The sequence below is a fragment of the Streptomyces sp. B1I3 genome (genome assembly GCF_030816615.1).
Lineage (GTDB): Bacteria > Actinomycetota > Actinomycetes > Streptomycetales > Streptomycetaceae > Streptomyces.
On record NZ_JAUSYD010000001.1, the window covers coordinates 5061857 to 5086863 of the forward strand.

26 protein-coding genes are annotated in these 25007 nt (G+C 70.8%); 15 read left to right on the forward strand and 11 right to left on the reverse strand.

Annotated elements, in window-relative coordinates; genetic code table 11:
- Nucleotides 1-111 precede the first annotated feature (111 nt).
- Nucleotides 112-900 carry a S16 family serine protease gene (locus tag QFZ58_RS23095; protein ID WP_307126807.1) on the forward strand — a complete coding sequence of 263 codons (789 nt, stop codon included), beginning with the start codon at nucleotides 112-114 and terminating at the stop codon, nucleotides 898-900.
- Here the strand turns inward: QFZ58_RS23095 and QFZ58_RS23100 are convergent.
- The 4 genes from QFZ58_RS23100 to QFZ58_RS23115 all read right to left on the reverse strand — a co-directional run bounded on the left by QFZ58_RS23100 (nucleotide 830) and on the right by QFZ58_RS23115 (nucleotide 3561).
- The gene (locus tag QFZ58_RS23100; RefSeq protein ID WP_307126808.1) at nucleotides 830-2200 is read right to left on the reverse strand and encodes an MFS transporter; all 1371 of its coding nucleotides are present in this window, start codon (nucleotides 2198-2200) and stop codon (nucleotides 830-832) included. The two genes, QFZ58_RS23095 and QFZ58_RS23100, sit on opposite strands and share 71 nt — an antisense overlap.
- A gap of 1 nt (nucleotide 2201) precedes the next feature.
- Nucleotides 2202-2384: a hypothetical protein gene (locus QFZ58_RS23105; protein WP_307126809.1), complete on the reverse strand. Its 183-nt coding sequence runs from the start codon at nucleotides 2382-2384 to the stop codon at nucleotides 2202-2204.
- Between the two features lie 13 nt (nucleotides 2385-2397).
- Nucleotides 2398-3009: a winged helix-turn-helix domain-containing protein gene (locus tag QFZ58_RS23110; RefSeq protein WP_307126810.1), complete on the reverse strand. Its 612-nt coding sequence runs from the start codon at nucleotides 3007-3009 to the stop codon at nucleotides 2398-2400.
- Between the two features lie 78 nt (nucleotides 3010-3087).
- Entirely contained in the window at nucleotides 3088-3561 is a 474-nt protein-coding gene (locus QFZ58_RS23115; protein ID WP_307126811.1) for an Lrp/AsnC family transcriptional regulator, read from the reverse strand.
- 122 nt (nucleotides 3562-3683) lie between these two features.
- Here QFZ58_RS23115 and hppD point away from each other — a divergent pair, with 122 nt between their 5' ends.
- Nucleotides 3684-4829, forward strand: a complete 1146-nt coding sequence (hppD, locus tag QFZ58_RS23120; RefSeq protein ID WP_307126812.1) for a 4-hydroxyphenylpyruvate dioxygenase — start codon at nucleotides 3684-3686, stop codon at nucleotides 4827-4829.
- A 64-nt stretch (nucleotides 4830-4893) separates the two neighbouring features.
- Here hppD and QFZ58_RS23125 read toward each other — a convergent pair whose 3' ends face one another.
- Nucleotides 4894-6558, reverse strand: a complete 1665-nt coding sequence (locus QFZ58_RS23125) for a lipopolysaccharide assembly protein LapB (RefSeq protein ID WP_307126813.1) — start codon at nucleotides 6556-6558, stop codon at nucleotides 4894-4896.
- Nucleotides 6559-6655: 97 nt separating this feature from the next.
- Here QFZ58_RS23125 and QFZ58_RS23130 point away from each other — a divergent pair, with 97 nt between their 5' ends.
- Entirely contained in the window at nucleotides 6656-8023 is a 1368-nt protein-coding gene (locus QFZ58_RS23130) for an FAD-binding oxidoreductase (RefSeq protein WP_307126814.1), read from the forward strand.
- A 66-nt stretch (nucleotides 8024-8089) separates the two neighbouring features.
- Here the strand turns inward: QFZ58_RS23130 and QFZ58_RS23135 are convergent, their stop codons facing one another.
- Entirely contained in the window at nucleotides 8090-8566 is a 477-nt protein-coding gene (locus QFZ58_RS23135; RefSeq protein WP_307126815.1) for an SsgA family sporulation/cell division regulator, read from the reverse strand.
- A gap of 213 nt (nucleotides 8567-8779) precedes the next feature.
- Between QFZ58_RS23135 and QFZ58_RS23140 the strand changes: the two genes are divergently transcribed.
- Together QFZ58_RS23140 and QFZ58_RS23145 are read left to right on the forward strand one after the other, a co-directional pair.
- On the forward strand, nucleotides 8780-10342 hold the full coding sequence (locus tag QFZ58_RS23140) for an RDD family protein (RefSeq protein ID WP_307126816.1): 1563 nt from the start codon (nucleotides 8780-8782) through the stop codon (nucleotides 10340-10342).
- A 236-nt stretch (nucleotides 10343-10578) separates the two neighbouring features.
- Complete coding sequence (locus QFZ58_RS23145) at nucleotides 10579-11229, forward strand: RDD family protein (protein ID WP_307126817.1); 651 nt, start codon at nucleotides 10579-10581, stop codon at nucleotides 11227-11229.
- Between the two features lie 47 nt (nucleotides 11230-11276).
- Here QFZ58_RS23145 and QFZ58_RS23150 read toward each other — a convergent pair whose 3' ends face one another.
- The gene (locus QFZ58_RS23150) at nucleotides 11277-11570 is read right to left on the reverse strand and encodes a hypothetical protein (protein ID WP_307126818.1); all 294 of its coding nucleotides are present in this window, start codon (nucleotides 11568-11570) and stop codon (nucleotides 11277-11279) included.
- 380 nt (nucleotides 11571-11950) lie between these two features.
- Between QFZ58_RS23150 and QFZ58_RS23155 the strand changes: the two genes are divergently transcribed.
- Nucleotides 11951-14350, forward strand: a complete 2400-nt coding sequence (locus tag QFZ58_RS23155; RefSeq protein ID WP_307126819.1) for an immune inhibitor A domain-containing protein — start codon at nucleotides 11951-11953, stop codon at nucleotides 14348-14350.
- 123 nt (nucleotides 14351-14473) lie between these two features.
- Nucleotides 14474-14833: a hypothetical protein gene (locus tag QFZ58_RS23160; RefSeq protein WP_307126820.1), complete on the forward strand. Its 360-nt coding sequence runs from the start codon at nucleotides 14474-14476 to the stop codon at nucleotides 14831-14833.
- 18 nt (nucleotides 14834-14851) lie between these two features.
- On the opposite strand, the gene QFZ58_RS23165 is transcribed toward QFZ58_RS23160, so the two are convergent.
- Both QFZ58_RS23165 and QFZ58_RS23170 read right to left on the reverse strand, forming a co-directional pair.
- A complete protein-coding gene (locus QFZ58_RS23165) occupies nucleotides 14852-15436 on the reverse strand; it encodes an isochorismatase family protein (RefSeq protein WP_307126821.1) in 585 nt (194 codons plus the stop codon).
- Between the two features lie 210 nt (nucleotides 15437-15646).
- Nucleotides 15647-16975 carry a nicotinate phosphoribosyltransferase gene (locus tag QFZ58_RS23170; RefSeq protein ID WP_307126822.1) on the reverse strand — a complete coding sequence of 443 codons (1329 nt, stop codon included), beginning with the start codon at nucleotides 16973-16975 and terminating at the stop codon, nucleotides 15647-15649.
- Nucleotides 16976-17062: 87 nt separating this feature from the next.
- On the opposite strand from QFZ58_RS23170, the gene clpS reads away from it, so the two are divergent.
- The 7 genes from clpS to QFZ58_RS23200 all read left to right on the forward strand — a co-directional run bounded on the left by clpS (nucleotide 17063) and on the right by QFZ58_RS23200 (nucleotide 21870).
- Nucleotides 17063-17371 (forward strand): ATP-dependent Clp protease adapter ClpS, encoded by a 309-nt coding sequence (gene clpS, locus QFZ58_RS23175; protein WP_307126823.1) that lies wholly within the window; start codon nucleotides 17063-17065, stop codon nucleotides 17369-17371.
- A 42-nt stretch (nucleotides 17372-17413) separates the two neighbouring features.
- Nucleotides 17414-18016 carry a DUF2017 domain-containing protein gene (locus QFZ58_RS23180; protein WP_307126824.1) on the forward strand — a complete coding sequence of 201 codons (603 nt, stop codon included), beginning with the start codon at nucleotides 17414-17416 and terminating at the stop codon, nucleotides 18014-18016.
- A 303-nt stretch (nucleotides 18017-18319) separates the two neighbouring features.
- The gene (locus QFZ58_RS23185; protein ID WP_307126825.1) at nucleotides 18320-19753 is read left to right on the forward strand and encodes an amino acid permease; all 1434 of its coding nucleotides are present in this window, start codon (nucleotides 18320-18322) and stop codon (nucleotides 19751-19753) included.
- Between the two features lie 111 nt (nucleotides 19754-19864).
- Nucleotides 19865-20299, forward strand: coding sequence for a M67 family metallopeptidase (locus QFZ58_RS23190; RefSeq protein WP_307126826.1), 435 nt, complete (start codon nucleotides 19865-19867; stop codon nucleotides 20297-20299).
- 118 nt (nucleotides 20300-20417) lie between these two features.
- Nucleotides 20418-20531: a putative leader peptide gene (locus QFZ58_RS34525; protein ID WP_015577357.1), complete on the forward strand. Its 114-nt coding sequence runs from the start codon at nucleotides 20418-20420 to the stop codon at nucleotides 20529-20531.
- Nucleotides 20532-20641: 110 nt separating this feature from the next.
- The gene (locus tag QFZ58_RS23195) at nucleotides 20642-20920 is read left to right on the forward strand and encodes a MoaD/ThiS family protein (protein ID WP_307126827.1); all 279 of its coding nucleotides are present in this window, start codon (nucleotides 20642-20644) and stop codon (nucleotides 20918-20920) included.
- Complete coding sequence (locus tag QFZ58_RS23200) at nucleotides 20920-21870, forward strand: PLP-dependent cysteine synthase family protein (protein WP_307126828.1); 951 nt, start codon at nucleotides 20920-20922, stop codon at nucleotides 21868-21870. Before QFZ58_RS23195 ends, QFZ58_RS23200 begins: the two co-directional genes overlap by 1 nt.
- 211 nt (nucleotides 21871-22081) lie before the next feature.
- On the opposite strand, the gene QFZ58_RS23205 is transcribed toward QFZ58_RS23200, so the two are convergent.
- Nucleotides 22082-22564, reverse strand: coding sequence for a type II toxin-antitoxin system PemK/MazF family toxin (locus QFZ58_RS23205; RefSeq protein WP_307126829.1), 483 nt, complete (start codon nucleotides 22562-22564; stop codon nucleotides 22082-22084).
- A gap of 173 nt (nucleotides 22565-22737) precedes the next feature.
- On the opposite strand from QFZ58_RS23205, the gene QFZ58_RS23210 reads away from it, so the two are divergent.
- Nucleotides 22738-23490: an MBL fold metallo-hydrolase gene (locus QFZ58_RS23210; RefSeq protein ID WP_307126830.1), complete on the forward strand. Its 753-nt coding sequence runs from the start codon at nucleotides 22738-22740 to the stop codon at nucleotides 23488-23490.
- Nucleotides 23491-23575: 85 nt separating this feature from the next.
- Here the strand turns inward: QFZ58_RS23210 and QFZ58_RS23215 are convergent, their stop codons facing one another.
- Complete coding sequence (locus QFZ58_RS23215; RefSeq protein WP_307126831.1) at nucleotides 23576-24838, reverse strand: PTS transporter subunit EIIC; 1263 nt, start codon at nucleotides 24836-24838, stop codon at nucleotides 23576-23578.
- Nucleotides 24839-25007 lie beyond the last annotated feature (169 nt).

Consider the following 25007-nt stretch of genomic DNA (forward strand, 5'->3'; position numbering starts at 1 on the left):
GCGGGCGGTCGGGCGCGGGCGGCCGGGCAGGGACCGGACGGGCCCGCTCCGCCTTCCGGGCCCACCGGACCGGTGGGCCCGGGGCCGGGTGGTGGCGGATAGATTGGGCGGGTGGTCACTCGTCTCTCGCGCCCCCGCGTCCTCGCCCTCTGCGCGCTGCCCGTCCTCGCCCTGTTCGGCACGGCCGCCTTCGCGCCGCTGCCCTTCACGCTGGCGCAGCCCGGCACGACCGCGAACGTCCTGGGGGACGACAAGGGAACGCCGGTCATCACGATCGCGGGCGCGCCGACCCGGACCACCGACGGTGCACTGCTGATGACGACGATCGTCGCGACCGGTCCGGGCGCCGACGTCGGGATCGGGGACGTGGTCGACAGCTGGTTCAGGACGGACCGCGCGGTCATGCCCCGTGATTCCGTCTACCCGACGGGCGGATCCGAGAAGGAGATCGAGAAGCACAACCTCCAGGACATGCGGGAGTCGCAGAACGTCGCCGTCGACGCCGCCCTGACCTACCTGGACAGGGCCCCCGACTCGGTGGACATCACGCTGCATCTCGCCGATGTCGGTGGTCCCAGCGCCGGCCTATTCTTCTCGCTGGGCATCATCGACAAGCTGGACGGTGACGGCTCCGGCGGCGATCTGACCGGCGGCCGCACGGTCGCCGGCACGGGGACGATCGAGGCCGACGGCACGGTCGGCGCCGTCGGCGGGGTCTCCATGAAGACGCAGGCCGCCCGGCGCGACGGTGCGAGCGTCTTCCTGGTGCCCGAGGCCGAGTGCAAGGAGGCCCGGGCGGAGAAGCCGGACGGCCTGAGGCTGATCCCCGTCACGACGCTGAAGGGTGCCGTGTCCTCGCTGCGGGCTCTGGAGCAGGGCACGAAGGTCCCGAGCTGCTGAGCGGCCCGTTCCCCTCCCCCCGCGCATTCTTCCGCGGGCCCTGTGGTGCCTGACGCACCTCCATCGTGCGCCAGGCGGGGAACACCAGCGGGCTCAGCGTCGCCAGGAAGTACACCGCGCCCATCGCCAGCAGCGCGCCCCGGGCCCCCACGCCCTCCACCAGCAGGCCGGCGGCGAGTCCGCCGACGGGCATGGCCAGCTCGCAGCCCGCGGTGAGCGCCCCGGACACCCGGCTGCGCAGCTCCTCGGGGACGCGTTCGTACGTCACCGTCGTCAGGATCGGGTTGAGCATGCCGCCCGCCACACCACTCAGCGCCATCGTGACGGCGAGCGGCGCAGTCGTGCCCGTGACCGCGGCGACCACGAATCTGGGCGCCCCGCACAGCACCACGCACACGGTGAACACCGTGTGCCGTGAGAAGCGGTGCCCCACGGCCCCGTACAGCAGCGCGCCGGCCAGTCCGCCCGCCCCGAACAGTGCGGTGAGCAGCCCGAGGTCGGTGGCCCCGCCCAGCTCCCCCTCGGCGTGCACGGGCAGCAGGACCGCGTTCCAGCCCTGGTCGGTGCCGTTCATGAACATCACCATGACGACCACGCAGAGCAGCAGCCGGTTGCCCAGCAGGTAGGCGTAGCCCTCGCGCAGTTCGGCGCGGTAGGAGCGCAGCGAGACGGGGGCCGTGGTCCTGCGGGGCTCGGCGGCGCCGACCCCGCGCACGCCTGCAGCGACCAGCAGCGCGGACACGGCGAACGAGGCCGCGTCCAGCAGCAGGACCGTCTCGGCGCCGGCGACGGCGATCAGTACGCCCGCCAGGGCCGCGCCGACCATACGGGCGCCGCGCGAGACGGCGTCGAAGAGGCTGGCGGCGCGGGTCAGGGTGGTGCCGGCCTCCTCGGCCAGGTCGGGGACGAGGACGTAGCGGGCCGTGTTGCCGGGGGTGTGGACCAGTCCGTTCAGCGCCATCAGGGCGCACAGCATCCAGAAGGCGAGCGCCCCCGCGTAGTGCAGGAGGGGGATGGCGGCGACGGCCGCGCCGCACACCGCGTCGGAGGCGACGGCCACCCGGCGCCGGCCGATCCGGTCGATGACCGGCCCGCCGATCAGGGCGGCGACGACGATGGGCAGGGTCGCGCAGAAGGCGACGACGCCGGCCCGTCCCGCACTGCCCGTGGTCTCCAGGACGAACCACGGCACGCCGATGAGGGTCAGCGAGGTGCCCGCCGTGGATATGGAGTTCGCCGCCAGGACGGCGGCGAGCGGGGTGCGGTTCCGCGCAGGCCCTCCGCTGTCCGGCCCGTCCACGTCAGGCCGTCCGCGCGGCGCGGACGGGGGCCCTCCGGGTCTGCGCCAGCCGCAGTCCCAGGTCGACCATCAACCAGCCGGCCCGGTGACGCAGTCCGTCGCGCCGCGGCCGGAACCGTGTCGCCTCGCCGTGCAGTTCGGCGGCGCGGTAGGCGTGCAGCAGGTAGTGGATGTCGCAGTGCACGGCAGTGGTCCCCTCAGTCGGTCGAGCGCGGGAAGAGGTGGGTGTGGCTGCGGACCATGGCGGAACCCTCGGTGCCTTCGGGGACGCGGTCCTGGTAGCTCTCGACGAGTGCGTGCATCCGGTCGATGAGTTCGGAGGCCAGGTCGGGCGTGAGGCGCACCTTGTAGTCGCTGATGTCCCAGCTGTGGCGCCAGGTCTCGGGCCATTCGTGCATCGTGCCGACCCAGGTGTCCATCTCCCTGGCGTGCGCCGACGCGACCTCGTGGATGACGACGCCGGTGGCTCCGCGGACCTCGGGGTCCGGATGGTCCATGAGGCGGCCCATGTCGAAGCTGGTGCCCGCGTGGGCCGCCCGCCACCAGCGCTCACGGCCCTTGCCCAGTTCCGGGGCGTCCTCCACGAAGCCGTACGCCGCCAGCTGCCGCAGGTGGTAGCTGGTGGCGCCGCTGGACTCGGCGAGCCGCTCGGCGAGGCCGGAGGCCGTGGCGGGGCCGTACTCCCTGAGGGTGCTCAACAGGCGCAGGCGCAGCGGGTGGGCGAGTCCGCGAAGGGTGCGGGCGTCGACCCGGTGCAGCCTCGGGTCGTCGGCCTCAGGGGCGGTTCCGTCGGGTTCTGTGGTGGGCATGGGCTGACCGTAAGGTTGCAAAGACAGCTTTGCAACGCCTTTTTTGCAACCACCTCTTTGCACCCGCGCGGCGCACTCTCAGCCGGTGTCCCGCGCCGCCTGTTCCACGAGCGGGATGACGCGCAGCGGTACGGGGTTCTCCATCACGATCGCCGTGGAGGCCCGCATGATGCCGTCGAAGCCGACGACGCGGTCGATCACCCGCTGCAGGTCGGCGTTGGAGCGCGCCACGAGTCGGCAGAGCATGTCGCCGTGCCCTGTCGTGGTGTGGAGCTCCAGCACCTCAGGAACCCCGCGCAGGTGCGCCCGCACGTCCACCCCCTGCCCCTGCTTGATCTCCAGCGTCGCGAACGCGGTGACGGGATAGCCGAGTGCCGCCGGATCGACGTCCGGCCCGAACCCGCGGATGACGCCGTTCGACTGAAGCCGGTCGAGCCGCGCCTGTACGGTTCCGCGCGCCACGCCGAGCCGCCGGGAAGCCTCCAGTACACCGATACGGGGCTCACGGGCCAGCAGCACGATGAGCCGGCCGTCCAGATGATCGATCGTCATGACACCTCTTCCGGTGGTCATCCTGTACAGATAGCCCGCCCATCATGGCCATCCGCCGGGCAAGCTGCCCACCGATCGCGCGAACTGTTGCGCACCTTGCGAAGCGACGGGAACCTTCCGGTATGACTGAGACTCTGCACACCACCCCCGACACCGCACGGCAGGCCGATCCCTTCCCGGTCAAGGGAATGGACGCGGTCGTCTTCGCGGTGGGCAACGCCAAGCAGGCGGCGCACTACTACTCCACCGCCTTCGGCATGAAGCTCGTCGCCTACTCCGGACCGGAGAACGGCAGCCGCGAGACCGCGAGTTACGTCCTGACCAACGGCTCAGCCCGCTTCGTCCTGACCTCCGTCATCAAGGCCTCCACCGAGTGGGGCACCTTCCTGGCCGACCACGTGCACGCCCACGGCGACGGCGTGGTCGACCTCGCGATCGAGGTCCCGGACGCCCGCGCCGCCTACGCGTACGCGGTCGAGCACGGCGCGAAGGGCGTCGCCGAGCCGTACGAGGTCAAGGACGAGCACGGCACCGTCGTCCTGGCTGCCATCGCGACGTACGGCAGGACCCGCCACACGCTGGTCGAGCGCGGTGACTACGACGGCCCCTACCTGCCGGGCTACCGGGCCGCCGAGCCCATCGTCGAGCCGGCCGCCAGGCGCACCTTCCAGGCCATCGACCACTGCGTCGGCAACGTGGAGCTCGGCCGGATGAACGAGTGGGTGGCCTTCTACAACAAGGTCATGGGCTTCACCAACATGAAGGAGTTCGTGGGCGACGACATCGCCACCGAGTACTCCGCCCTCATGTCGAAGGTCGTCGCCGACGGCACGCTGAAGGTGAAGTTCCCGATCAACGAGCCGGCGATCGCGAAGAAGAAGTCGCAGATCGACGAGTACCTGGAGTTCTACGGCGGCGCCGGCGTCCAGCACATCGCGCTCGCCACCAACGACATCGTCGCCTCCGTGAAGGCCATGCGGGCGGCCGGCGTGCAGTTCCTGGACACGCCGGACTCGTACTACGACACGCTCGGCGAGTGGGCGGGCGAGACCCGGGTGCCCGTGGAGACGTTGCGCGAACTGAAGATCCTCGTCGACCGCGACGAGGACGGTTACCTGCTGCAGATCTTCACCAAGCCGGTCCAGGACCGGCCGACGGTCTTCTTCGAGATGATCGAGCGGCACGGCTCGATGGGCTTCGGCAAGGGCAACTTCAAGGCCCTCTTCGAGGCGATCGAGCGCGAGCAGGAGAAGCGCGGCAACCTGTAGGCCCCAGCGGCCGGACGCGGGCGGGCGTCCTCGCGGAGCACCCGTCCGTGCCGGCGCGCGCCGCCTACGAGGCCGCCGCGCCCCCCGGCGCCCCCGCCGACGCGGAGGACGCCCGCACGGGCGGGGCCGCCGGCTGCGTCGGCGCGGTACCCGGACCGGAGGGGGAAACGGCGCCGGTGCCGGGCCCGCGTACGGAGACCGCGTCCGCCTTCGGTGCCGAAGAAGGAGAGGCGGCGGCGGAAGGGGCCGGCTCGGGCTCCGCGCCCCGCATCTCCTCCGGGCCGCCCGGTGCCGGCTCACCCAGCTCCTCCAGGGCCTCCCGGGCCAGGGGGGCGGCCAGCGGCGAGAACCGCGGGTTGGTGCGCAGCGCCTCCTCCAGATGGCCGCGGGCCGGGCCGTCCTGACCGAGGCTGCTCTCGATCACGCCCAGGTGATACGCGTACGAGGCGTCCCGCACCCCCGTCTCCACAGCCCGCTCCGCGTACTGCACGCCCTCCTCCGTCCGGCCCGCCCGGTGCAGCGCCCAGCCCAGCGCGTCCGCGACCGCCGCACTGCGGCGCAGCGAGGACCACTCCGTGCGCATCAGCTCCACCGCCGCGTCCGGGTCGCCGTGGTCGGCCTCGTAGCGGGCCTCCAGCACGGACTCGTTCACTCCGGCGGTCCTCGCCCGGTCCAGGAGCTCACCCAGCTGTGCGTACTGGGTGCGGGCGTCCCCGTCCAGGTCCATCGACTCGTACAGCTCGCCCAGTTCGAGGACGTACTGCGGGACGGGCAGCTTCGCGGTGACCGTCCGGTAGTCGGCCAGTGCCTCGTCCGTGCGCTCCAGGGCGGCCAGCGCGCGGGCCCGGCCCGCACGGGAGGCGAGGTGGCTCCTGTCCGTACGCAGGGCCGCCTCGTACTGGGCGAGCGCCTCAGCGGGTTCGCCGCGCTCCCAGGCCAGATCGCCCAGCCGGTGCAGCGCCTCCGCCTTCTCGGCGGGAGCCGTGGCGTGGTCGGCCGCCTCCTGGGCGGTTGCCAGCGCGTCCTCGCGCCAGCCCTGGTTGCGGTACATCTCGGCCGTCCTGGCCAGCGAGGGGACACCCTTGCGCAGCGCCCCGAACCTCTCGGTGGCCTTGCCCGCCGCCTCGTACTCGCCGAGGCCGTTGTACGCGTCGATCAGCACCGGGTAGGCCGTCCAGTTCTTCGGCTGCCGGGCGCGGACCGTCTCGCCCCACTTCTTCGCCGCGAGGTAGTCGTGGCGGGCGTTGGCGAGTGCCCCCAGCCCCACCCACGCCTCCGTGTTCCCCCGCTCGCCGGGCTGTACGGCCAGTGACCGCCGCAGGGCCTGTTCGGCCCGCGCGTAGTACGCCGCGTCCGCGGAGCGCCGGCCCCATTCCACGAACGCCGTCCCGAGCACCGCCCAGGACGGCGCGTCGGACGGATGCGTCTCCACCCACCTCTGCCGGTCGCCGATCAGCGCCGTGAGGTCGGACAGGGCCGCAGGGGAGCCGGCCGCCGCCGCGGCCTCGGCCCGTGCCACCGGCCCCGGCCGGGGTGGCACGGCCCTCTCCGCGCCGTCCGGTACGGCGACCACGGCTCCGGCCACGAGCACGGCGCCGGCGACGGCCCCGAAGGCGGCCCTGCGCAGCGTGGTGCGCAGGGGCGCGGGAGGCAACGGCACGGACGTCGCGCCCTCCGGCGGCAGGGTGGAGGAGGGTGGCTCCGGGTTCTGCTGCGGCTTGGCATCCATGGTCATCACTCTGCGTCAGTACGAAGAGCACATCGCGTTCCGCGTACGTGGGCGTAGACGGGTTCACACCATTGGCCCCGGGTGTCACGCTTGGATCATGGATGCACTTCTTGAACACCTGCGGGCAGGTCTTCCGGCCGAGGCCCTGATCACGGACCCGGACGTCACCGCCTCGTACGCCCACGACATGGCGAGCTTCTGCGACGCCGGTGCCCCCGCCGTCGTCGTGCTCCCGCGCACGGTCGAGGAGGTCCAGCACGTCATGCGGACCGCCACCGCGCTGCGGGTGCCCGTGGTGCCCCAGGGGGCGAGGACGGGTCTGTCCGGCGGGGCGAACGCCTGCGACGGCTGCATCGTGCTCTCCCTGGTCAAGATGGACCGGATCCTGGAGATCAGCCAGGTCGACCGGATCGCGGTCGTCGAGCCGGGCGTCGTCAACGCCACGCTCTCGCGTGCCGTCGGCGAGCACGGGCTGTACTACCCGCCGGACCCGTCCAGCTGGGAGATGTGCACCATCGGCGGCAACATCGGTACCGCGGCCGGTGGCCTGTGCTGCGTGAAGTACGGCGTCACCGCCGAGTACGTACTGGGCCTGGAGGTGGTCCTCGCCGACGGACGGCTGCTCAGCACCGGCCGGCGCACCGCCAAGGGCGTCGCCGGATACGACCTCACCCGGCTCTTCGTGGGTTCGGAAGGCAGCCTCGGCATCGTCGTCAAGGCCGTCCTCGCACTCCGGCCCCAGCCCCCGCAGCAACTCGTGCTCGCCGCCGAGTTCCCCTCGGCGGCGGCCGCCTGTGACGCCGTGTGCCGCATCATGGAGCACGGACACACCCCGTCACTCCTCGAACTGATGGACCGTACGACGGTGCGCGCCGTCAACGCGATGGCCGCCATGGGCCTCCCCGAATCCACCGAGGCGCTGCTGCTCTGCGCCTTCGACACACCCGACCCGGCGGCCGACCTCGCCGCCGTCGGGGAGCTCTGCACCGCCGCGGGTGCCACGGAGGTCGTGCCCGCCGAGGACGCCGCCGAGTCAGAACTCCTGCTGCAGGCCCGCCGGCTGTCCCTGCCCGCCCTGGAGACCGTCAAGTCCGCCACGATGATCGACGACGTGTGCGTACCGCGGTCGAAGCTCGGCGCGATGCTCGAGGGCACCGCCGCCATCGCCGAGAAGTTCGACCTGACCATCGGCGTCTGCGCCCACGCGGGCGACGGGAACACCCACCCCGTCGTCTGCTTCGACCACACCGACGCGGACGAGTCCCGCAGGGCCCGCGCGTCCTTCGACGAGATCATGGCGCTGGGTCTCGCACTCGGTGGCACCATCACCGGCGAACACGGCGTCGGCGTGTTGAAGAAGGAGTGGCTCGACCGCGAACTGGGAGAGGTGGGGCTGGAGTTGCAGCGTGGCATCAAGGCGGCCTTCGACCCGCTCGGTCTCCTCAACCCCGGCAAGCTGTTCTGACCCCGGACCGCCCGGACCGCCCGGACCGCCCGGACCGCCCGGCCACGGGGCCGGCCCCCGCACCGCTCACGGCTCTCCGTCCTGGGCTTCGTCCGCGGACCACGGATCGGTCAGCCAGAGGTCGTCGGCCGGCAACGGCGTGAGCAGCTCGGCGAGCGCGGCGTCCAGGCCGAGCAGCGCGCTCTCGGTCCCGGGGGGCACGACCACCAGGGTGCGCTCCATCCAGGCGGAGACGGCGGCCGCGTCCATCTCCAGCAGGGCGTCGCCGTCCGGCGAGGCGAGGGCGACGCAGATGACGCCGCGGTCGCCGATCCGGGTCGGCCAGATCCGTACGTCCCCGTACCCGCACGGCCGGAACACTCCCTCCACGAGCAGCTCGCGGGCGAACGTCCAGTGCACGGGCGCCTCCGAGCCGATGTGGAAGGCGATGTGCACGGCGTACGGGTCGTCGGTGAGGTAGGAGAGCCGGGCGGGCACGGGAACGGACCGCTCGGGCGACAGGACCAGCATCAGTTCCAGCTCACGTTCCACGACGTCTCGCATGGGAAGCACCTTCCGTTGCTCGTGGGGACCGGTCCCCTGACCGGTCCGCGCAAGGAGAGAGAGCCCTCCCGTCCGTCCATGACGCGACTTCCCGGAAAATCTTCCCGCAGCCCTGAAAGTGGTCCAAACGGCAGGACCGGCCCGGGGGTGCGCGGCGGTCTGATAGATGTGGACCCTTGTATTGAGGCCTCGAAGAGATACGGGACCACGGTGATGAGCGCCCCAACCCCGGCACCCGGTGACGAAAGCCCCCGCGAGGGCTACTACCCCGATCCGTCCATTCCCGGATACGTCCGGTACTGGAACGGCGCTTCCTGGGTTCCCGGCACGAGCCGGCCCGCGCCGCCGGACGACGGGACGTCGGCGGCGCCGCAGCAGGGCGGGACGGCAGCCGCATCGACGGCGGACGCCGCCCCGCAGCAGTCGGCCCGGCGCCCCGCCCCGGTGGACGAGACCGGGCCGATGTTCCTCGACGAGGTCGAGGGGCCCGGAGGCTTCGGCGGTGGCGGTGAGGTGGCGCCGACAGGCAACCGCCCCGAACCGGCGTCCGCCTGGCAGGCCGACACCGCCCGGCAGGGGGGCTTCGGCGGCGAACACGACCGCCGTGTCTCCTGGGGCGGCCCGGACCCACGAACGGCCGGTGGTGCTCCTTCCCCTGCCGCCCGGCCGGGTGCCACGCCTCCGGGCGCCGCGCCCGCGCCCACGGGTGACGCCGCGGCCGGGCGTCCCCCCGCCGACCCCCGCGGGGCCGGCTCCGCCGACCCGACACGGGGCGCCCTGCCCGGCATGCGGGACGGCGGCGAAGCCGTGCCCGACGGCACCGTCGCCGGCCGCGCCGACCGGACGGGCGGCACCGGCGACCGGAGCCGCCCGCCGTCGGACGGCACGCTCACCATCCGTGCCGTGGGCGCGGACGGCGTACGCACCCCGCGAGCGCGCGAGACGGGGCCCGCACCCGCCGACGGCACGATGACGATGAGGGCGGTGCCGCCCGCCGCGACCCCGCGGGCGCCCGTCCCGGCGCCCGCGCCGTCCCCCGGACCGCCGCGGGCCCAGACCCCGGCGCCCGCGCCGCACACCCCCCTGACCCCCGGCCCCGGCGGCGGCTCCGCCTCCTGGGCGCAGCAGGTCCACCAGCTCGCCCAGCCCGAGCAGTCGGCCCGCCCCCAGCCGCCGCAGCAGCAGCACCCGGTGCCCGCGCCGCAGCAGGGAGCCCGGCCCGAGCAGCAGCCCGTCATCCCCTGGAAGCCTCCGGTCGACGACCCCTTCCAGCAACTGGCCCGCTCGCAGGCGTCCGCCAGGCCCGCCGGCCTCGGAAGGCGGCTGGCGGCCCGGTTCCTCGACACGGTGGTGCTCGGCGCGCTGGTCGGTGCCGTCGGCTTCCCGCTGGTCACCCGGGCGACGGACCACATCGACGGGAAGATCGAAGCGGCGAAGCAGTCCGGAGAAACCGTCACCGTCTGGTTGCTGGACTCCACAACGGCGGGGTTGTTCGGCGCCGTACTCGGCGCGTTCCTCGTGCTGGGCTTCATGCTGGAGGCCCTCCCCACGGCCAAGTGGGGCCGCACACTCGGCAAGAAGCTGTGCGGCATCGAGGTGCGGGACATCGAATCCCACGACGCGCCCTCCCTCGGGGCCGCGCTGCGCCGCTGGCTGGTGTACGGCGTGCTGGGCCTGCTCGTCATCGGTGTGGTCAACGTGCTCTGGTGCCTGGTGGACCGGCCGTGGCGCCAGTGCTGGCACGACAAGGCGGCCCGCACCTTCGTCGCCGGCTGAGGAACGGCCCGGGGAACGGGCCGGGGTAGGGCCCGAGGTGGTGGCCGACCGAGGAGCGGGCCCCGGCAGCGGCCCACGCGCACGGCCCCGTGCTGACGGCCCGACACACCGGCCGGTGCCCTGGCCCGGGCGGCGGTACCCGCCCGCACGCTGCCGTACGCCCGTGTGCTGACGCCCCGTCCCCCGAAAGCACCCCAGCCGTTGCGGGCCCGCGCGGCCCGCGGTGCACTGCCCCCATGAGTAACGAACCACCGCCGCCGCCACCCGGTCAGCCGCCCGAGGACGATCCCTTTTCCAAGCGACCGCCCCAGGGTCCCCCGCCTCCGCAGGGCGGACCGCCCCCGCCGCCGTACGACCCGGGTCCGTACGGCGGCGGCGGGCCGTACGGTGGTCCGGATCCGCTGGCGGGCATGCCGCCGCTCGCCGAGCCGGGCAAGCGGATCCTGGCGCGGCTGATCGACTTCCTGATCGTCTCGATCCCGCTGTACCTGATCTCGCTGCCCTGGGGCGGGGCGGTGGACGTCTCGTCGGACGGCAAGGACGACGACTTCGGCAATGCGGTGGGCAGCGCCTACAGCGGGCACCAGCTGGTCTGGTCGCTGATCGGCCTGGTCGTCTACGTCGCCTACGACACGTACTTCACGCACAAGGACGGCCGGACGCCCGGCAAGCGGCTGCTGAAGATGCGCGTGGCGATGCTCAACGACGGTTCGGTGCCGGACACGAGCTCCGCGCTGATGCGGGCCGTCGTGCTCTGGCTTCCGGCACTGCTGTGCTGTCCATGCCTGTGGTGGCTGATCAACATCATTCTGATGTTCACCGACAAGCCCTACCGGCAGGGCCTGCAGGACAAGGCGGGCAAGACGGTGGTGGTCGCCGTCAGATGACCGGTGAGGCGCGGGAGATGACCGGTGACGCGCGGGCAGGGCCGGGCTCAGCGGTGAAGCGAATGCTCGCCGACACGGTTCCGGCGTGCGGCGGGCGTCTCGATGTCCTCGATCACGTGCTGGGTGCGGGCCGGGGACCGCGTCGTCGCCTGCCGGGCCTGTCCGGCTCGCCCGGGCAGCGGGACGGTCACGGCCACCAGGAGGCCGAGGGCCAGTGCGGCGATACAGACGACGGCCACACCGATGCCCGATTCCGTACGTGCGAGCAGCAGCATGGCGAGGGCCGAGAAGACGACGGTGACCGAACCGTAGGAGAACTGTGCGGCAGTCGGACGAGGCATGGCGTTATCCGTCCTCTGGGTGTCGGATAGGGGGTCTCTCAACACGTTCGCACTGTCAATCGACTCTACGACGGTGGATGCCCCCGGGGAACGGGTAGTAAGCGTGACCTAACCCACGGTGCCGGTGCACAGGGGGCGCACTGAGTCACACGGGCGCCGATCGGGTTGCCCGACGCGCCGGTTGGTCACGCCGAGGTCTCACATGAACGTCCGGATACCGGTAGACGGCTCCCACATAGTGCACTTGGCCTGTGCAAGTCAAGATCTGTCTTTTCTCTCGCAACTCCGATCGAATGTCGTCACTTGTGACGCGTCAACGCGCGCGGCCCTGCTCCACACTTCGTGGCCGCGGACGCGAACGCCGGGGAGGACTGCATCAAGTGACCAATCAGAGAAGGGCGCTGCGCGCCACCGCAGTAGCCGTGGCCCTGGCCGCCACCGCTGCGACGGCATCGGCCTTCGCCACGGCGCAGGCGGATGACAGGACGTCGGGCTCGGACGCTTCCATCGTGGACCGCCGCGATCCCGCGCCGGCCAAGGCACACGAGCACGACCTGGAAGGCCCCTTCAGCAAGGAGCAGGACGCCCAGCGTCAGGCCGCGCTGGAGCAGGTCCTGTCCGGTGACAAGAAGGTGACCACCCACGGCGGCTCCAAGGTCGTCAAGCTCGGCAAGAGCAAGTACGTCGAGCTCGGCCGGGAGAAGACCGACAAGATCTTCACCATCCTCGTGGAGTTCGGCGACAAGGTCGACGACACCACGATGTTCGACCCCGACGGAGACGGCCCGAAGCCGCCCGTCAAGAAGTACGGCGGCACGGCCGGCCCGCTGCACAACCGAATAGCCGAGCCGGACCCGGCGAAGGACAACAGCACCGCCTGGCAGGCCGACTACAGCCAGGAGCACTTCCAGGAGCTGTACTTCGGCGAGGGCAAGGGCAAGGACTCCCTCAAGACGTACTACGAGAAGACGTCCTCCGGACGCTACTCGGTCGACGGCGAGGTCTCGGACTGGGTGAAGGTGCCCTACAACGAGGCCCGTTACGGCTCCAACTACTGCGGCTCGACCAACTGCGCCAACGTCTGGGACACCGTCCGCGACGGCGTCAACGCCTGGGTCGCCGACCAGAAGGCCAAGGGCCGCACGCTGGACCAGATCAAGGCGGACCTCGCCCGGTACGACGAGTGGGACCGCTACGACTTCGACGGCGACGGCAACTTCAACGAGCCCGACGGCTACATCGACCACTTCCAGCTGGTCCACGCCGGTGAGGACGAGTCCGCGGGCGGCGGCGCCGAGGGCACCAACGCCATCTGGGCGCACCGCTGGTACGCGTACGGCACCAACGCCGGCGCGACGGGCCCCGCAGGCAACAAGGCCGGTGGCGCGGAGATCGGCGACACGGGGATCTGGGTCGGCGACTACACCGCGCAGCCCGAGAACGGCGGCCTGGGCGTCTTCGCCCACGAGTACGCCCACGACCTCGGCCTGCCGGACCTGTACGACACCTCCGGCGGCGGCGAGAACTCGGTCGGCTTCTGGTCCCTGATGTCGGCGGGCTCCTGGCTCGGCACCGGCCAGGGCGAGATAGGCAACCTGCCGGGCGACATGACCGCCTGGGACAAGCTCCAGCTCGGCTGGCTCGACTACGACACGGCCAAGGCGGCCACGAAGTCGACCCACAAGCTGGGTGTGTCGGAGTACAACACCAAGAACAAGCAGGCGCTCGTCGTCGAGCTGCCCGAGAAGGCCGTCACCACCACGGTCACCGAGCCCGCCGAGGGCGCCAAGCAGTGGTGGAGCGACATGGGTGACGACCTGTCGAACACCCTGACCCGCTCGGTCGACCTGACCGGCAGGACGTCCGCGTCGCTGGACCTGTCCGGCTGGTACGACATCGAGGCCGACTACGACTACCTCTACACCGAGGTCTCGGACAACGGCGGCACCTCCTGGACCGCGCTGGACGGCACCGCCGACGGCAAGGCCATCCCGCGCGACGCCAGCGACAAGCCGGCCCTGACCGACGTCTCCGGCGCGTACAAGAAGCTCTCCTTCCCGCTGGACGCCTACGCGGGCAAGAAGATCGACCTCCGTTTCCGTTACCAGACGGACGGCGGCGCGGGCGGCAAGGGCTTCGCGGCCGACGCCATCACCGTCACCGCCGACGGCGCCGTGCTCTTCACGGACAACGCCGAGGGCGACGACAACGGCTGGACCGCCAAGGGCTTCTCGCGGATCGGTTCGTCGTTCACCAACGACTACCCGCAGTACTACATCGCGGAGAACCGCCAGTACGTGTCGTACGACAAGACCCTCGAGGTCGGCCCGTACAACTTCGGCTTCTCCTCCACCCGCCCCGACTGGGTCGAGCACTACTCGTACCAGAACGGCCTGATGGTGTGGCTCTGGGACACCGCCCAGAAGGACAACAACACCTCGCAGCACGCGGGCCAGGGCCTGATCCTGCCGGTGGACTCGCACGCCAAGCCGCTGAAGTGGGCGGACGGCTCGCTCCTGCGCAACAAGATCCAGCCGTTCGACGCGCCGTTCAGCTGGTACCCGAACAAGGGCTTCACGCTGCACAACGCCGACGTGCCGCTGAAGATCAAGCCCTCGCTGGGCGTCCCGGTCTTCGACGACCGTCAGGGGACGTACTGGTACAAGGAGAACCCGACCGGAAGCGTCAAGGTCACTGACACCAACACCCGTATCTCGATCGTCAACGAGCCGCTCAGCGGCTCCACGATGACCGTGAAGGTCGGACCTTCGGGCAAGTAGTCCGCAACACCGCAGGTCAGAACTTGATCGGCCGTCGCCCTCTAGCGGGGCGGCGGCCGATCGTGTTTAGGTGCGTCCTACCTGATCCTTATTGACGCGATGTCTCACGGGGGAGCGCGAAGCATGGCAGGCGGCGGTTTCTGCAGATTGCCCAACGGCACGGTGGTGGTGGCGCTCGCCCTGAACGGGCCGGCCGACGGAGCCGGGCCGGGGGCCCCGGTACGCGTGCTGGTCCACGCGGTCAACCGGGCGCGCGCCCTGACCCGGCTGCGCAACCTCGGGCTGCGCGCCGTCTACCTCAGGGGCAACGCCCAGCCGCCCACCCCCGACGAGATCACGGCGGTCCTGCACCACCCGGACGGGCTGCTGTGGCGCACGGCGCCCCAGACCGGCCAGGAGCTCCGGCACCAGGAGCTCTGGCACCCGATCCGGGCCCTGCTGGGCCCCGCCGGATACGCGGGGCCGGCCCGGCCGGCCGCCTGAGGGCCGCCGGAAGCCGGGTCAGACGACCGGCTTCCCGGACAGCTCCACACCCGCCGTACGCAGCTCTTCCAGGGCCCGCTCCGTCGTCCCCTCGGCCACGCCGGCGGTCAGGTCCAGCAGCACATGCGTCGTGAAGCCCTCACGGGCCGCGTCCAGGGCGGTGGCGCGCACGCAGTGGTCCGTGGCGATACCGACGACGTCGACCTCCGTCACGGACCGCTCGCGCAGCCACTCGGCGAGCCCGGTCCCGTTCTCGTCGACACCCTCGAAGCCGCTGTACGCGGCGGCGTACGCCCCCTTGTCGAAGACGGTGTCGATGGCGCCGGAGGCGACCGCCGGAGCGAAGTTCGGGTGGAAGCCGACCCCCTCGGTACCGGCGACGCAGTGCACCGGCCAGGAGTGCTCGAAGTCCGGCGTGGCGGAGAAGTGGTCACCCGGGTCGATGTGGTGGTCACGGGTGGCCACCACATGGCGGTAGCCGGGCTGTGCCTCGCCGATCAGGTCGGTGATGGCGGCGGCGACATCGGCGCCGCCCGCCACCGCGAGGCTGCCGCCCTCGCAGAAGTCGTTCTGAACGTCGACGACGATCAAGGCGCGATGCATGACGGGTGTCCTTCGGTGGGGGTTCGGCTCGGACGTTCGGCGGGGGAGCTGGGATACGGGGGAGCAGGAGAGCGGGGAGCTGGGATGCGGGGGAGCGGGGGAGGCGGTCACGGGGGACGGGTGAGGATGCCATCGAGCCTAGAGACTCGGTGGGGTCTGCGGGAGGGGGCACACCCGTCGGGTGTGCGCGCCCGTGACACCCCCGCCCTCTCAGACGTACTCCGTGGGGATCACCGGCTCGCCCCGCGACAGCTGCATCGCCGACATCGGCAGCCCCGACCGGGCCGCGATGTGCCGCTCGCGCGCCGCCTCCAGCGGCTCCCGGGCGATCACCTCGCCGCCCCTGACCAGCTCCACCTGGAGCTGCCTGCCGACCGGCTCCGCCGGTAGGTCACCGGTGCCGATCACCTCGGCCTCGGCCACCCCGTACTCGTCCAGCCGGCGCGCCGCCCACTTGCGGCCGCCCCGGGACGACTTCGCGCCGAGCGACTTCTTCACGACCGGCACCAGCGGATCGGCGGGATCGGCGGACCCCGCACGCGCGACCAGCTTGTAGACCATCGAACACGTCGGGTGCCCGCTCCCGGTGACCAGCTGCGTGCCCACCCCGTAGGCGTCGACCGGCGCGGCGGCCAGCGAGGCGATCGCGTACTCGTCCAGGTCCGACGTCACCACGATCTTCGTCTCCGTGGCACCCAGCTCGTCCAGCTGCTGCCGCACCCGGTGCGCGACCAGCAGCAGGTCGCCCGAGTCGATCCGTACGGCGCCGAGCTCCGGCCCGGCGATCTCCACGGCCGTACGGACGGCCTCGGTCACGTCGTACGTGTCGACCAGCAGCGACGTGCCCCGGCCCAGCGAGTCCACCTGCGCCCTGAACGCGTCCCGCTCGCTGTCGTGCAGCAGCGTGAAGGCGTGGGCGCTCGTCCCGACGGTCGGGATGTTGTACCGGAAGCCGGCCGCCAGGTCCGAGGTGGTGTGGAAGCCGCCGACGTACGCGGCGCGGGCGGAGGCCACCGCCGACAGCTCGTGGGTGCGCCGCGCCCCCATCTCGATCAGCCGGCGTCCGCTCGCCGCGGCCGACATCCGGGAGGCCGCGGCGGCGATCGCGGAGTCGTGGTTGAGGATCGACAGGATCACGGTCTCCAGCAGCACGCACTCGGCGAAGGAGCCCTCGACCCGCAGGAGCGGCGAGCCCGGGAAGTACACCTCGCCCTCCGGGTAACCCCAGATGTCGCCGCCGAAGCGGTAGTCGGCCAGCCAGTCGATCGTGGCCGCGTCGACGATGCGCTGGTCGCGCAGGAAGGCGAGCATCTCGTCGTCGAAGTGGAAGTTCTCCACCGCGTCCAGCACCCGGCCGGTGCCCGCGACCACCCCGTAGCGCCGCCCCTCGGGCAGTCGCCGGGTGAAGGCCTCGAAGACGGAGCGCCGGTCCGCGGTGCCGGCCTTCAGTGCGGCCTGCACCATCGTGAGCTCGTACTGGTCGGTGAAGAGCGCGGTCGACGGCACACCGACCCGTCGCCCAAGGTCCGCTGAGTTCATGCCGGGGATGCTACTCCCTATTCGTCAAACTGACGAGATGGGGGCTTCGTTTGTGCGTAGCCCCCTTCCTGGTGGCAGCATGGGCATGTGAGCGTCGCTGCCCCCGTAGAGATCGAACGTCCCGAATCGGCCGAGGAGACCTTCGTCGTCCCCGAGCCCGATGTCCCCTGGGTGACGCTGGTGCACAACGATCCGGTCAACCTGATGAGTTACGTGACGTATGTCTTCCAGGCCTACTTCGGCTACTCCAAGGACAAGGCCCACAAGCTGATGCTCGACGTCCATCAGAAGGGCCGCGCCGTCGTCTCCAGCGGAAGCCGTGAGGAGATGGAGCGCGACGTCCAGGCCATGCACGGCTACGGCCTCTGGGCCACGCTGACCCAGGACCGCAACTGACTCAACCGCTGCCCCTCCGTCCGACCCACCATCGGAGAATTCATGGCCGGCCACTTCGAGGCCACCCCCGGCGGCGGCGCGGCCGTCGCGCTCGACGAGGTCGAGATCGCCATCCTGCGCTCCCTCGCCGTCCAGCTGCTCGAACTCATCGGACCCGGTGACGAACCCGCCGACGGCGAGGACCCCCTCGCCGCACTGTTCGCCGAAGGGCCGAGCGAGCCGCCCGCCGATCCCGCGCTCGCGCGGCTCTTCCCCGAGGCGTACGGGAAACCCGAGGGGTACGGGGACGGGGACAAGGAACTGCGCGAGGCGTCGGCGGAGTTCCGCCGCTTCACGGAGAACGACCTGCGCGCCCGCAAGCGCGAGGACGCCCTCGTGGTCGTGCGGACCCTGGACGCGCTCGGACCCGTCGGAGAGGGCGGCGCGGTGCTCACCCTCACCGCCGGCGAGTGCCGCAACTGGCTGGGGTCCCTCAACGACCTCCGTCTCACCATCGGCACCCGCCTCGAGGTCTCCGACGAGGACGAGGGCCAGGACGGCTCCCTCTACCGCCTCCCCGACAGCGATCCGCGCAAGCCGATGGTGATGGCCTATCTCTGGCTCGGCGCACTCCAGGAAACGCTTGTCGAAACGCTGATGCCATAGCGACCGGGCCGTTCGCTCAACGGATGCTCAAATCCGAATAACGATCCCGTCACCTGAACGGCCTTCTTTGCAGCGGCTGGAAACTCTTGTCCGCTTTTTCCTGTGGCGTGCGCCACATAATGTCCGGTGGACCATCCGGGTACACGTGATAAATCTTCACGACCGCCCGGGGACGCCACCCCTGTCCCCGGGGGCGCTACAAGCCGGCCGAACGCCGGCGGCACTCCATCCATATCCGGGGGGATCAGGACCTGATCCGACGCCTATGACGGCGCGGATCGGCGTGGAGAAAGGCGCATCACCATGACATCGGCGCAGGTCGACAACGGACAGGCGGACGGCCCGAAGGCCGCGGAAGCCGGCACGGCGGGTGAGGGCTACCAGCGTGGCCTGGGAGCTCGGCAGATCCAGATGATCGCGATCGGCGGCGCCATCGGCACCGGGCTCTTCCTCGGTGCGGGCAAAGCCATCGACCGGGCCGGGCCCAGCCTCATCCTGGCGTACGCCATCGCGGGCCTGGTCATCTTCTTCATCATGCGCGCCCTGGGCGAACTGCTCATGTACCGCCCCGTGTCCGGCTCCTTCTCGGAGTACGCGCGCGAGTTCCTCGGCCCCTTCTTCGGATTCGTGACCGGCTGGACGTACTGGCTGTTCTGGGTCGTCACCGGAATCACCGAAGTCACCGCCGCGGCAACCTATATGACGTACTGGTGGGATATCCCGCAATGGCTGTCCGCGCTGGTGTTCACCGTCATCCTCTACGGGGCGAACCTGATCTCGGTCAAGCTCTTCGGTGAGCTCGAATTCTGGTTCTCGATGGTCAAGGTCACCGCGATCCTCGGCATGATCCTCATCTGTGCCGGAGTGCTCACGCTCGGCTTCTCCGACGCCGGTGACACCGCGACCGTCGCCAACCTGTGGAACGACGGCGGCTTCTTCCCCGAAGGCATCAGCGGCACGCTGATGACCCTCCAGATCGTGATGTTCGCCTTCCTCGCCGTCGAGCTGGTCGGTGTCACCGCGGGCGAGTCCAAGGATCCCAAGACCGTCCTGCCCAAGGCCATCAACACCGTGCCGTGGCGTATCGCCGTCTTCTACGTCGGGGCGCTCATCATGATCCTCTCCGTGGTCCCGTGGAGCTCGTTCCAGCCGGGCGTCTCGCCGTTCGTCGCCGCGTTCGAGGAGATGGGCCTCGGCATCGGCGCCGCGATCGTCAACTTCGTCGTCCTGACCGCCGCGCTCTCCTCCTGCAACTCCGGCATGTACTCCACCGGCCGGATGCTGCGCGACCTCGCACTCAACGGCCAGGGACCCAAGGCGTTCACCAAGCTCACCAGGAACGGCCTGCCGCTGATCGGCACCACGTTCTCCGCCGCCCTGATGCTCGTCGGCGTGTGGATCAACTACCAGTGGCCCGGTGACGCCTTCAACTACGTCGTCTCCTTCGCCACCATCTCCGGCATGTGGGCCTGGATCATGATCCTCGTCTGCCAGATCCGCTACCGCGCCAAGGCCGACCGCGGCGAGCTGCCCCAGTCGACCTTCAGGGCGCCCGGCGCCCCCTACAGCAGCTGGTTCGCGCTGGCGTTCATCGGCCTGGTCATCGTCATGATGGCCGTCGACAAGGACGCCCGGATCTCGCTGTACTGCGCACCGCTGTGGGGGCTCATCCTCGGCGTCTCCTACCTCGTCCTCAAGGCCCGCAACCCCGAGAACACCTCCTTCGCCAAGCGCTGACCCGCGCGACGGCACCCTCGGACCCCGGCCGCCCCAACGGCCGTGTCCGGCATCCGGGCCCTTCCGTACCACCCCTCGGTACGGGAGGGCCCGTCTGTCTATCCTGGCGCCATGCTGACCATCACCCAGGCGCTCTACGACCAGATCGTCGCGCACTCCCGCGCCGACCACCCCGACGAGGCGTGCGGAGTGGTCGCGGGCCCGGCCGGAACGGGCCGCGCCGAACGCTTCATCCCGATGCTCAACGCCGCACGCTCGCCCACGTTCTACGAGTTCGACTCGACCGACCTGCTGAAGCTCTACCGCGAGATGGACGACCGTGACGAGGAGCCGGTGATCATCTACCACTCCCACACGGCGACCGAGGCCTACCCGTCCCGCACCGACGTCTCGTACGCCAACGAGCCGGGCGCCCACTACGTGCTGGTCTCCACGGCGGACACCGATGAGGCGGGCCCCTTCCAGTTCCGCTCGTACCGCATCGTGGACGGTGCGATCACGGAGGAGAACGTCGAGGTCGTGGAGGCCTACCCCTCCGCCGCCTGACCCACGGGGGCGGGGCGATCCGTTCCGCCCCCGCCGGTTGTCCGCCTGGTGAACGCTCACCGTCCATCATGTGGGATCACACTCCGGGTTCCGGGCAGGGAATCGATACGATGAGCGCATGGTTCCCCATGACGTGAGCGACAAGACGCCGGGCATGCTGCTCGTCGCGCGGCTGCACGTCGACCTGTGCAGGCTCTCCAGCGCGATGTGTCCCGCTGCCGCATGCCCGTGAACCGCACGGTCTGAGCCGGGCCCGAGCGCCCTCACGTACGCACCACCCCTCGCGCGGGGGCCACGAACGCGCGCCCCGCCACCTCCACGCTTTCGACAGGAGCCCACGCCATGGCCATCGAGGTCCGCATCCCGACCATCCTCCGCACCTACACCGACGGCGCCAAGGCGGTCGAAGGCAGCGGGGAGACCCTTGCCGACCTCTTCGCCGATCTGGAGAGCCGCCACAACGGCATCCGTGAGCGCATCGTCGACGGTGACAAGCTCCGCCGCTTCGTGAACGTCTACCTGAACGACGAGGACGTCCGCTTCCTCGACGGCATCTCCACCAAGCTCGCCGACGGCGACAACGTCACCATCCTCCCGGCCGTCGCCGGCGGCATGCGCTGATGCGGTACGACTCCCCGCTGGAGGCCGTGGGCAACACGCCCCTGGTCCGCCTTCCGCGGCTGTCCCCGTCCGAGGACGTCCGCATCTGGGCCAAGCTCGAGGACCGCAACCCCACCGGCTCGATCAAGGACCGCCCCGCGCTCCACATGGTCGAGCAGGCGGAGAAGGACGGCCGCCTCACCCCCGGCTGCACCATCCTGGAGCCGACCAGCGGCAACACCGGCATCTCCCTCGCCATGGCGGCCAAGCTCAAGGGCTACCGCATCGTGTGCGTCATGCCGGAGAACACCTCGCAGGAACGGCGCGACCTGCTCGCCATGTGGGGCGCCGAGATCATCTCCTCCCCGGCCGCGGGCGGCTCCAACACCGCCGTACGCGTGGCCAAGGAGCTCTCCGCCGAGCATCCCGACTGGGTGATGCTGTACCAGTACGGCAACCCGGACAACGCCGGCGCCCACTACGCGACCACCGGCCCGGAGATCCTCGCCGACCTCCCGTCCATCACGCACTTCGTGGCGGGCCTCGGCACCACCGGCACCCTCATGGGCGTCGGCCGCTACCTGCGGGAGCACAAGCCGGACGTCAGGATCGTCGCGGCCGAACCCCGCTACGACGACCTCGTCTACGGCCTGCGCAACCTCGACGAGGGCTTCGTCCCCGAGCTCTACGACGCGTCGGTCCTCACCACCCGCTTCTCCGTCGGGTCCGCCGACGCGGTCACCCGAACCCGCGAACTCCTCCAGCAGGAGGGCATCTTCGCGGGTGTGTCCACCGGCGCCGCACTGCATGCGGCGATCGGCGTCGGCAACAAGGCCGTCAAGGCGGGCGAGCCGGCCGACATCGCCTTCGTCGTCGCCGACGGAGGCTGGAAGTACCTGTCGACGGGCGTCTACACCGCCCCCACCACAGAAGCCGCCATCGAAACGCTGCACGGCCAGCTCTGGGCCTGAGGGCACGTCGTCGTCCCACGGTGCGGGGCGGACCGGATCATCCCGGTCCGCCCCGCACCGCTGTTCCCCCCGTGCCGCTGCTCCGGTGATCCGTCGTCCCGGGCCGTCCCGGTGTGGTCCGCGGTCCCTGAGTGATCCGCCGTCCCGGGCCGCACCGGTCGTCCCCGCGTGATCCGCCGTCCCGGCGTGGTGCGCGAGGGAGAGCGGAGCCCTACCCCAGCTCCCGCACCCGCTCCCACACGGACGCCTCCACCTCGCCCGCCTTCCGGCGGAACCCCGACATCGCCACGTCCCGCAGCTCGTCCGTCTCCAGGAAACTCTGCCGCCCGCGCGCGTCCCCCACGGCCCCCGGCGGCAGTGCGATCACCCCGGGCCGCTCCTCATGGGACCTGCTGGTGATCTTGGCGACGACCGCCGTGCCGCCCCGCACCGACAGCACGAGACACGGCCGGTCCTTGGACCCGGGCCCGTCCTCGAACGGCACGTCCGCCCACCAGATCTCCCCGGGCCGCGGCTCACCGTGCGGCCGCGCCCGTACCCGCTCCGGCGCCCGGCCCGGCCCGCGCCCCGGCGGACGGGTCCGCCCGCCCGGTCTCCGCGGCCCGCGCCCGCCCCGCCCCCACCCGTCGGAGACCGTAGCGACGAGAGCCAGCAGGACGACGGCGGCCGACGCCACCCACCACCACGTGTTCATCACCCGACCGTACCTGTGCCCCCGTCCCCCCGGGGCTTCCATCGAACCGGTGACAGCACAGGTGAGTTCCCCCACAACGGCAGGCCGTGGAGGAGCGACCCGTGGTTTCGCGCCTTACGCTCGACGGACCGCACGAACCCTCCCCGTTCCCACGTCTCGGAGGTTCACGCTCCATGAAGCTCACCGTCGTCGGCTGCTCCGGCTCCTTCCCGTCCGCGGGTTCGGCATGCTCGAGCTACCTCGTAGAGGCCGACGGCTTCCGGCTGCTCCTCGACATGGGCAACGGCGCCCTGGGCGAGCTGCAGCGCCATGTCGGTCTCTACGACCTCGACGCCATCTTCCTCAGCCACCTCCATGCCGATCACTGCATCGACATGTGCGCGTACTTCGTCGTCCGGTACTACCGCTTCGACGGCGGGCGCCCCGCCGCCATCCCCGTGTACGGCCCCGAGGGCACCGAGCAGCGGCTGACCACCGCGCACGCCGACACCCCGTCCGACCACGCGATGGGCGAGGTCTTCGACTTCCACACGCTGAAGTCCGGATCGTTCGACATCGGCCCCTTCTCGGTCCGTACGGAGAAGCTCCGCCACCCCGTCGACACCTTCGGCATCAGGGTCGAGCACAACGGGCGCACCCTCATCTACTCCGGCGACACCGGCACCTGCGAAGGCCTGGCCGAACTCGCCGAGGACGCCGACCTGTTCCTCTGCGAGGCCTCGTTCGTCCATGGCAAGGAAGACATCCCCGACCTCCACCTCAACGGCCGCGAAGCAGGCGAGTACGCCGCACGCGCCGGAGCGGGACGCCTGGTCCTCACCCACATCCCGCCGTGGACGGACGCCGAACGCAATCTCGCCGACGCCCGCGAGGTCTACGACGGCCCGGTCGAGCTGGCGGTGCCCGGCGCGGTGTACGAGGTCTAGGGGCCCCGGACACGACGTACGGCGTACGACAAAGCCCCCACCGTCCCTTCGCGGGAGGTGGGGGCTTCGTGAGGCCGTCCAGGGCTTACGCCTTGGTGAGGTCCTCGACCTCTTCCTCGGGCTCACGGCCCGGAGTGGTGAGGTTGAACTTCGTGATGGCGAAGCGGAAGACCACGTAGTAGATCACCGCGAAGACCAGACCGATCGGGATGATCATCCAGGGCTTGGTCGCGAGGTTCCAGTTCAGGAAGTAGTCGATCGCACCGGCGGAGAAGCTGAAGCCGTGGTGCACGCCCAGGCCCCACGTGACGGCCATCGACACGGCGGTCAGCACCGCGTGGATCACGTACAGCAGCGGCGCGATGAACATGAACGCGAACTCGATCGGCTCCGTGATGCCGGTGACGAACGAGGTCAGCGCCAGGGACATCATCATGCCGCCCACGGCCTTGCGGCGTTCGGGGCGGGCACAGTGCGTGATCGCCAGGGCGGCGGCGGGCAGCGCGAACATCATGATCGGGAAGAAGCCGGACATGAACTGACCGGCCGTGGGGTCACCGTGGAAGAAGCGCGGCAGGTCGCCGTGCCACATGCCACCGGCGGAGTCCTTGAAGGAACCGATCTCCTGCCAGGCCACCGTGTTGACGAACTGATGCATGCCGACCGGCAGCAGGGCACGGTTGACGACACCGAAGACGCCGGCGCCGACAGCGCCCAGACCGGTCATCCACTCACCGAAGTTGGTGATGAGGTCACCGATCGGCTCCCAGACCAGACCGAAGAGAACACCCATGATGGTGCCGACGAAGGCCATGATGATCGGGACGAGACGGCGGCCGTTGAAGAAGCCGAGCCAGTCCACCAGCTTGGTGCGGTGGTAGCGCTGCCATATGACGGCGGCCAGGAGGCCCATGATGATGCCGCCGAAGACCTTGGGGTCGTTGTACGTCGCAGCGACGTCGACACCCTTGTTGGCCGTGGTGTTGACGACGGCGTCGGAGGTCGGGAACGCAGTCAGCACGTTCTTGTAGACCAGGAAGCCGACCAGGGCGGCGAGCGCGGTGGAGCCGTCGGCCTTCTTGGCGAAGCCGATGGCTATACCGACGCAGAACAGCAGCGGCAGGTTGGCGAAGACCGCGTCACCGGCGGTCGCGAAGACCGTGGCGACCTTGCCCCAGCCCAGGCCCTCGGCCCCGAAGACATCGGGCTGGCCGAGGCGGAGCAGAATGCCCGCTGCCGGCAGCACGGCGATCGGCAGCTGCAGGCTGCGACCCACCTTCTGCAGGCCCTGGAACACACCGGCGCCCCGCTTCTTCGCGGGCGCGGCCGGAGCGGTGTCCGTACTCATCAACTTCCTCCAGTAGGCAAGGCGCCGCCGGGGACAGGATTCTGGAGGGCGACGACTCGAGGAACGCGGCGGGGGACGGCCGCGTGGTCTGGACCACTCAGTGGTGTAGACCAGTTTTAGCACGGTGAGGGTTAAATAAGGAACCTGCGATTCTCTCCCATTTGCCGTG

Coding starts and splice junctions, on each gene's coding strand:
- QFZ58_RS23110 (WP_307126810.1), bottom strand. CDS start 3,009: ATGCCCACCACAGAACCCGACGGAACCGCCCCTGAGGCCGACGACCCG.
- QFZ58_RS23115 (WP_307126811.1), bottom strand. CDS start 3,561: ATGACGATCGATCATCTGGACGGCCGGCTCATCGTGCTGCTGGCCCGT.
- hppD (WP_307126812.1), top strand. CDS start 3,684: ATGACTGAGACTCTGCACACCACCCCCGACACCGCACGGCAGGCCGAT.
- QFZ58_RS23125 (WP_307126813.1), bottom strand. CDS start 6,558: ATGGATGCCAAGCCGCAGCAGAACCCGGAGCCACCCTCCTCCACCCTG.
- QFZ58_RS23130 (WP_307126814.1), top strand. CDS start 6,656: ATGGATGCACTTCTTGAACACCTGCGGGCAGGTCTTCCGGCCGAGGCC.
- QFZ58_RS23135 (WP_307126815.1), bottom strand. CDS start 8,566: ATGCGAGACGTCGTGGAACGTGAGCTGGAACTGATGCTGGTCCTGTCG.
- QFZ58_RS23140 (WP_307126816.1), top strand. CDS start 8,780: ATGAGCGCCCCAACCCCGGCACCCGGTGACGAAAGCCCCCGCGAGGGC.
- QFZ58_RS23145 (WP_307126817.1), top strand. CDS start 10,579: ATGAGTAACGAACCACCGCCGCCGCCACCCGGTCAGCCGCCCGAGGAC.
- QFZ58_RS23150 (WP_307126818.1), bottom strand. CDS start 11,570: ATGCCTCGTCCGACTGCCGCACAGTTCTCCTACGGTTCGGTCACCGTC.
- QFZ58_RS23160 (WP_307126820.1), top strand. CDS start 14,474: ATGGCAGGCGGCGGTTTCTGCAGATTGCCCAACGGCACGGTGGTGGTG.
- QFZ58_RS23165 (WP_307126821.1), bottom strand. CDS start 15,436: ATGCATCGCGCCTTGATCGTCGTCGACGTTCAGAACGACTTCTGCGAG.
- QFZ58_RS23170 (WP_307126822.1), bottom strand. CDS start 16,975: ATGAACTCAGCGGACCTTGGGCGACGGGTCGGTGTGCCGTCGACCGCG.
- QFZ58_RS23180 (WP_307126824.1), top strand. CDS start 17,414: ATGGCCGGCCACTTCGAGGCCACCCCCGGCGGCGGCGCGGCCGTCGCG.
- QFZ58_RS23185 (WP_307126825.1), top strand. CDS start 18,320: ATGACATCGGCGCAGGTCGACAACGGACAGGCGGACGGCCCGAAGGCC.
- QFZ58_RS23190 (WP_307126826.1), top strand. CDS start 19,865: ATGCTGACCATCACCCAGGCGCTCTACGACCAGATCGTCGCGCACTCC.
- QFZ58_RS34525 (WP_015577357.1), top strand. CDS start 20,418: ATGGTTCCCCATGACGTGAGCGACAAGACGCCGGGCATGCTGCTCGTC.
- QFZ58_RS23195 (WP_307126827.1), top strand. CDS start 20,642: ATGGCCATCGAGGTCCGCATCCCGACCATCCTCCGCACCTACACCGAC.
- QFZ58_RS23200 (WP_307126828.1), top strand. CDS start 20,920: ATGCGGTACGACTCCCCGCTGGAGGCCGTGGGCAACACGCCCCTGGTC.
- QFZ58_RS23205 (WP_307126829.1), bottom strand. CDS start 22,564: ATGAACACGTGGTGGTGGGTGGCGTCGGCCGCCGTCGTCCTGCTGGCT.
- QFZ58_RS23210 (WP_307126830.1), top strand. CDS start 22,738: ATGAAGCTCACCGTCGTCGGCTGCTCCGGCTCCTTCCCGTCCGCGGGT.
- QFZ58_RS23215 (WP_307126831.1), bottom strand. CDS start 24,838: ATGAGTACGGACACCGCTCCGGCCGCGCCCGCGAAGAAGCGGGGCGCC.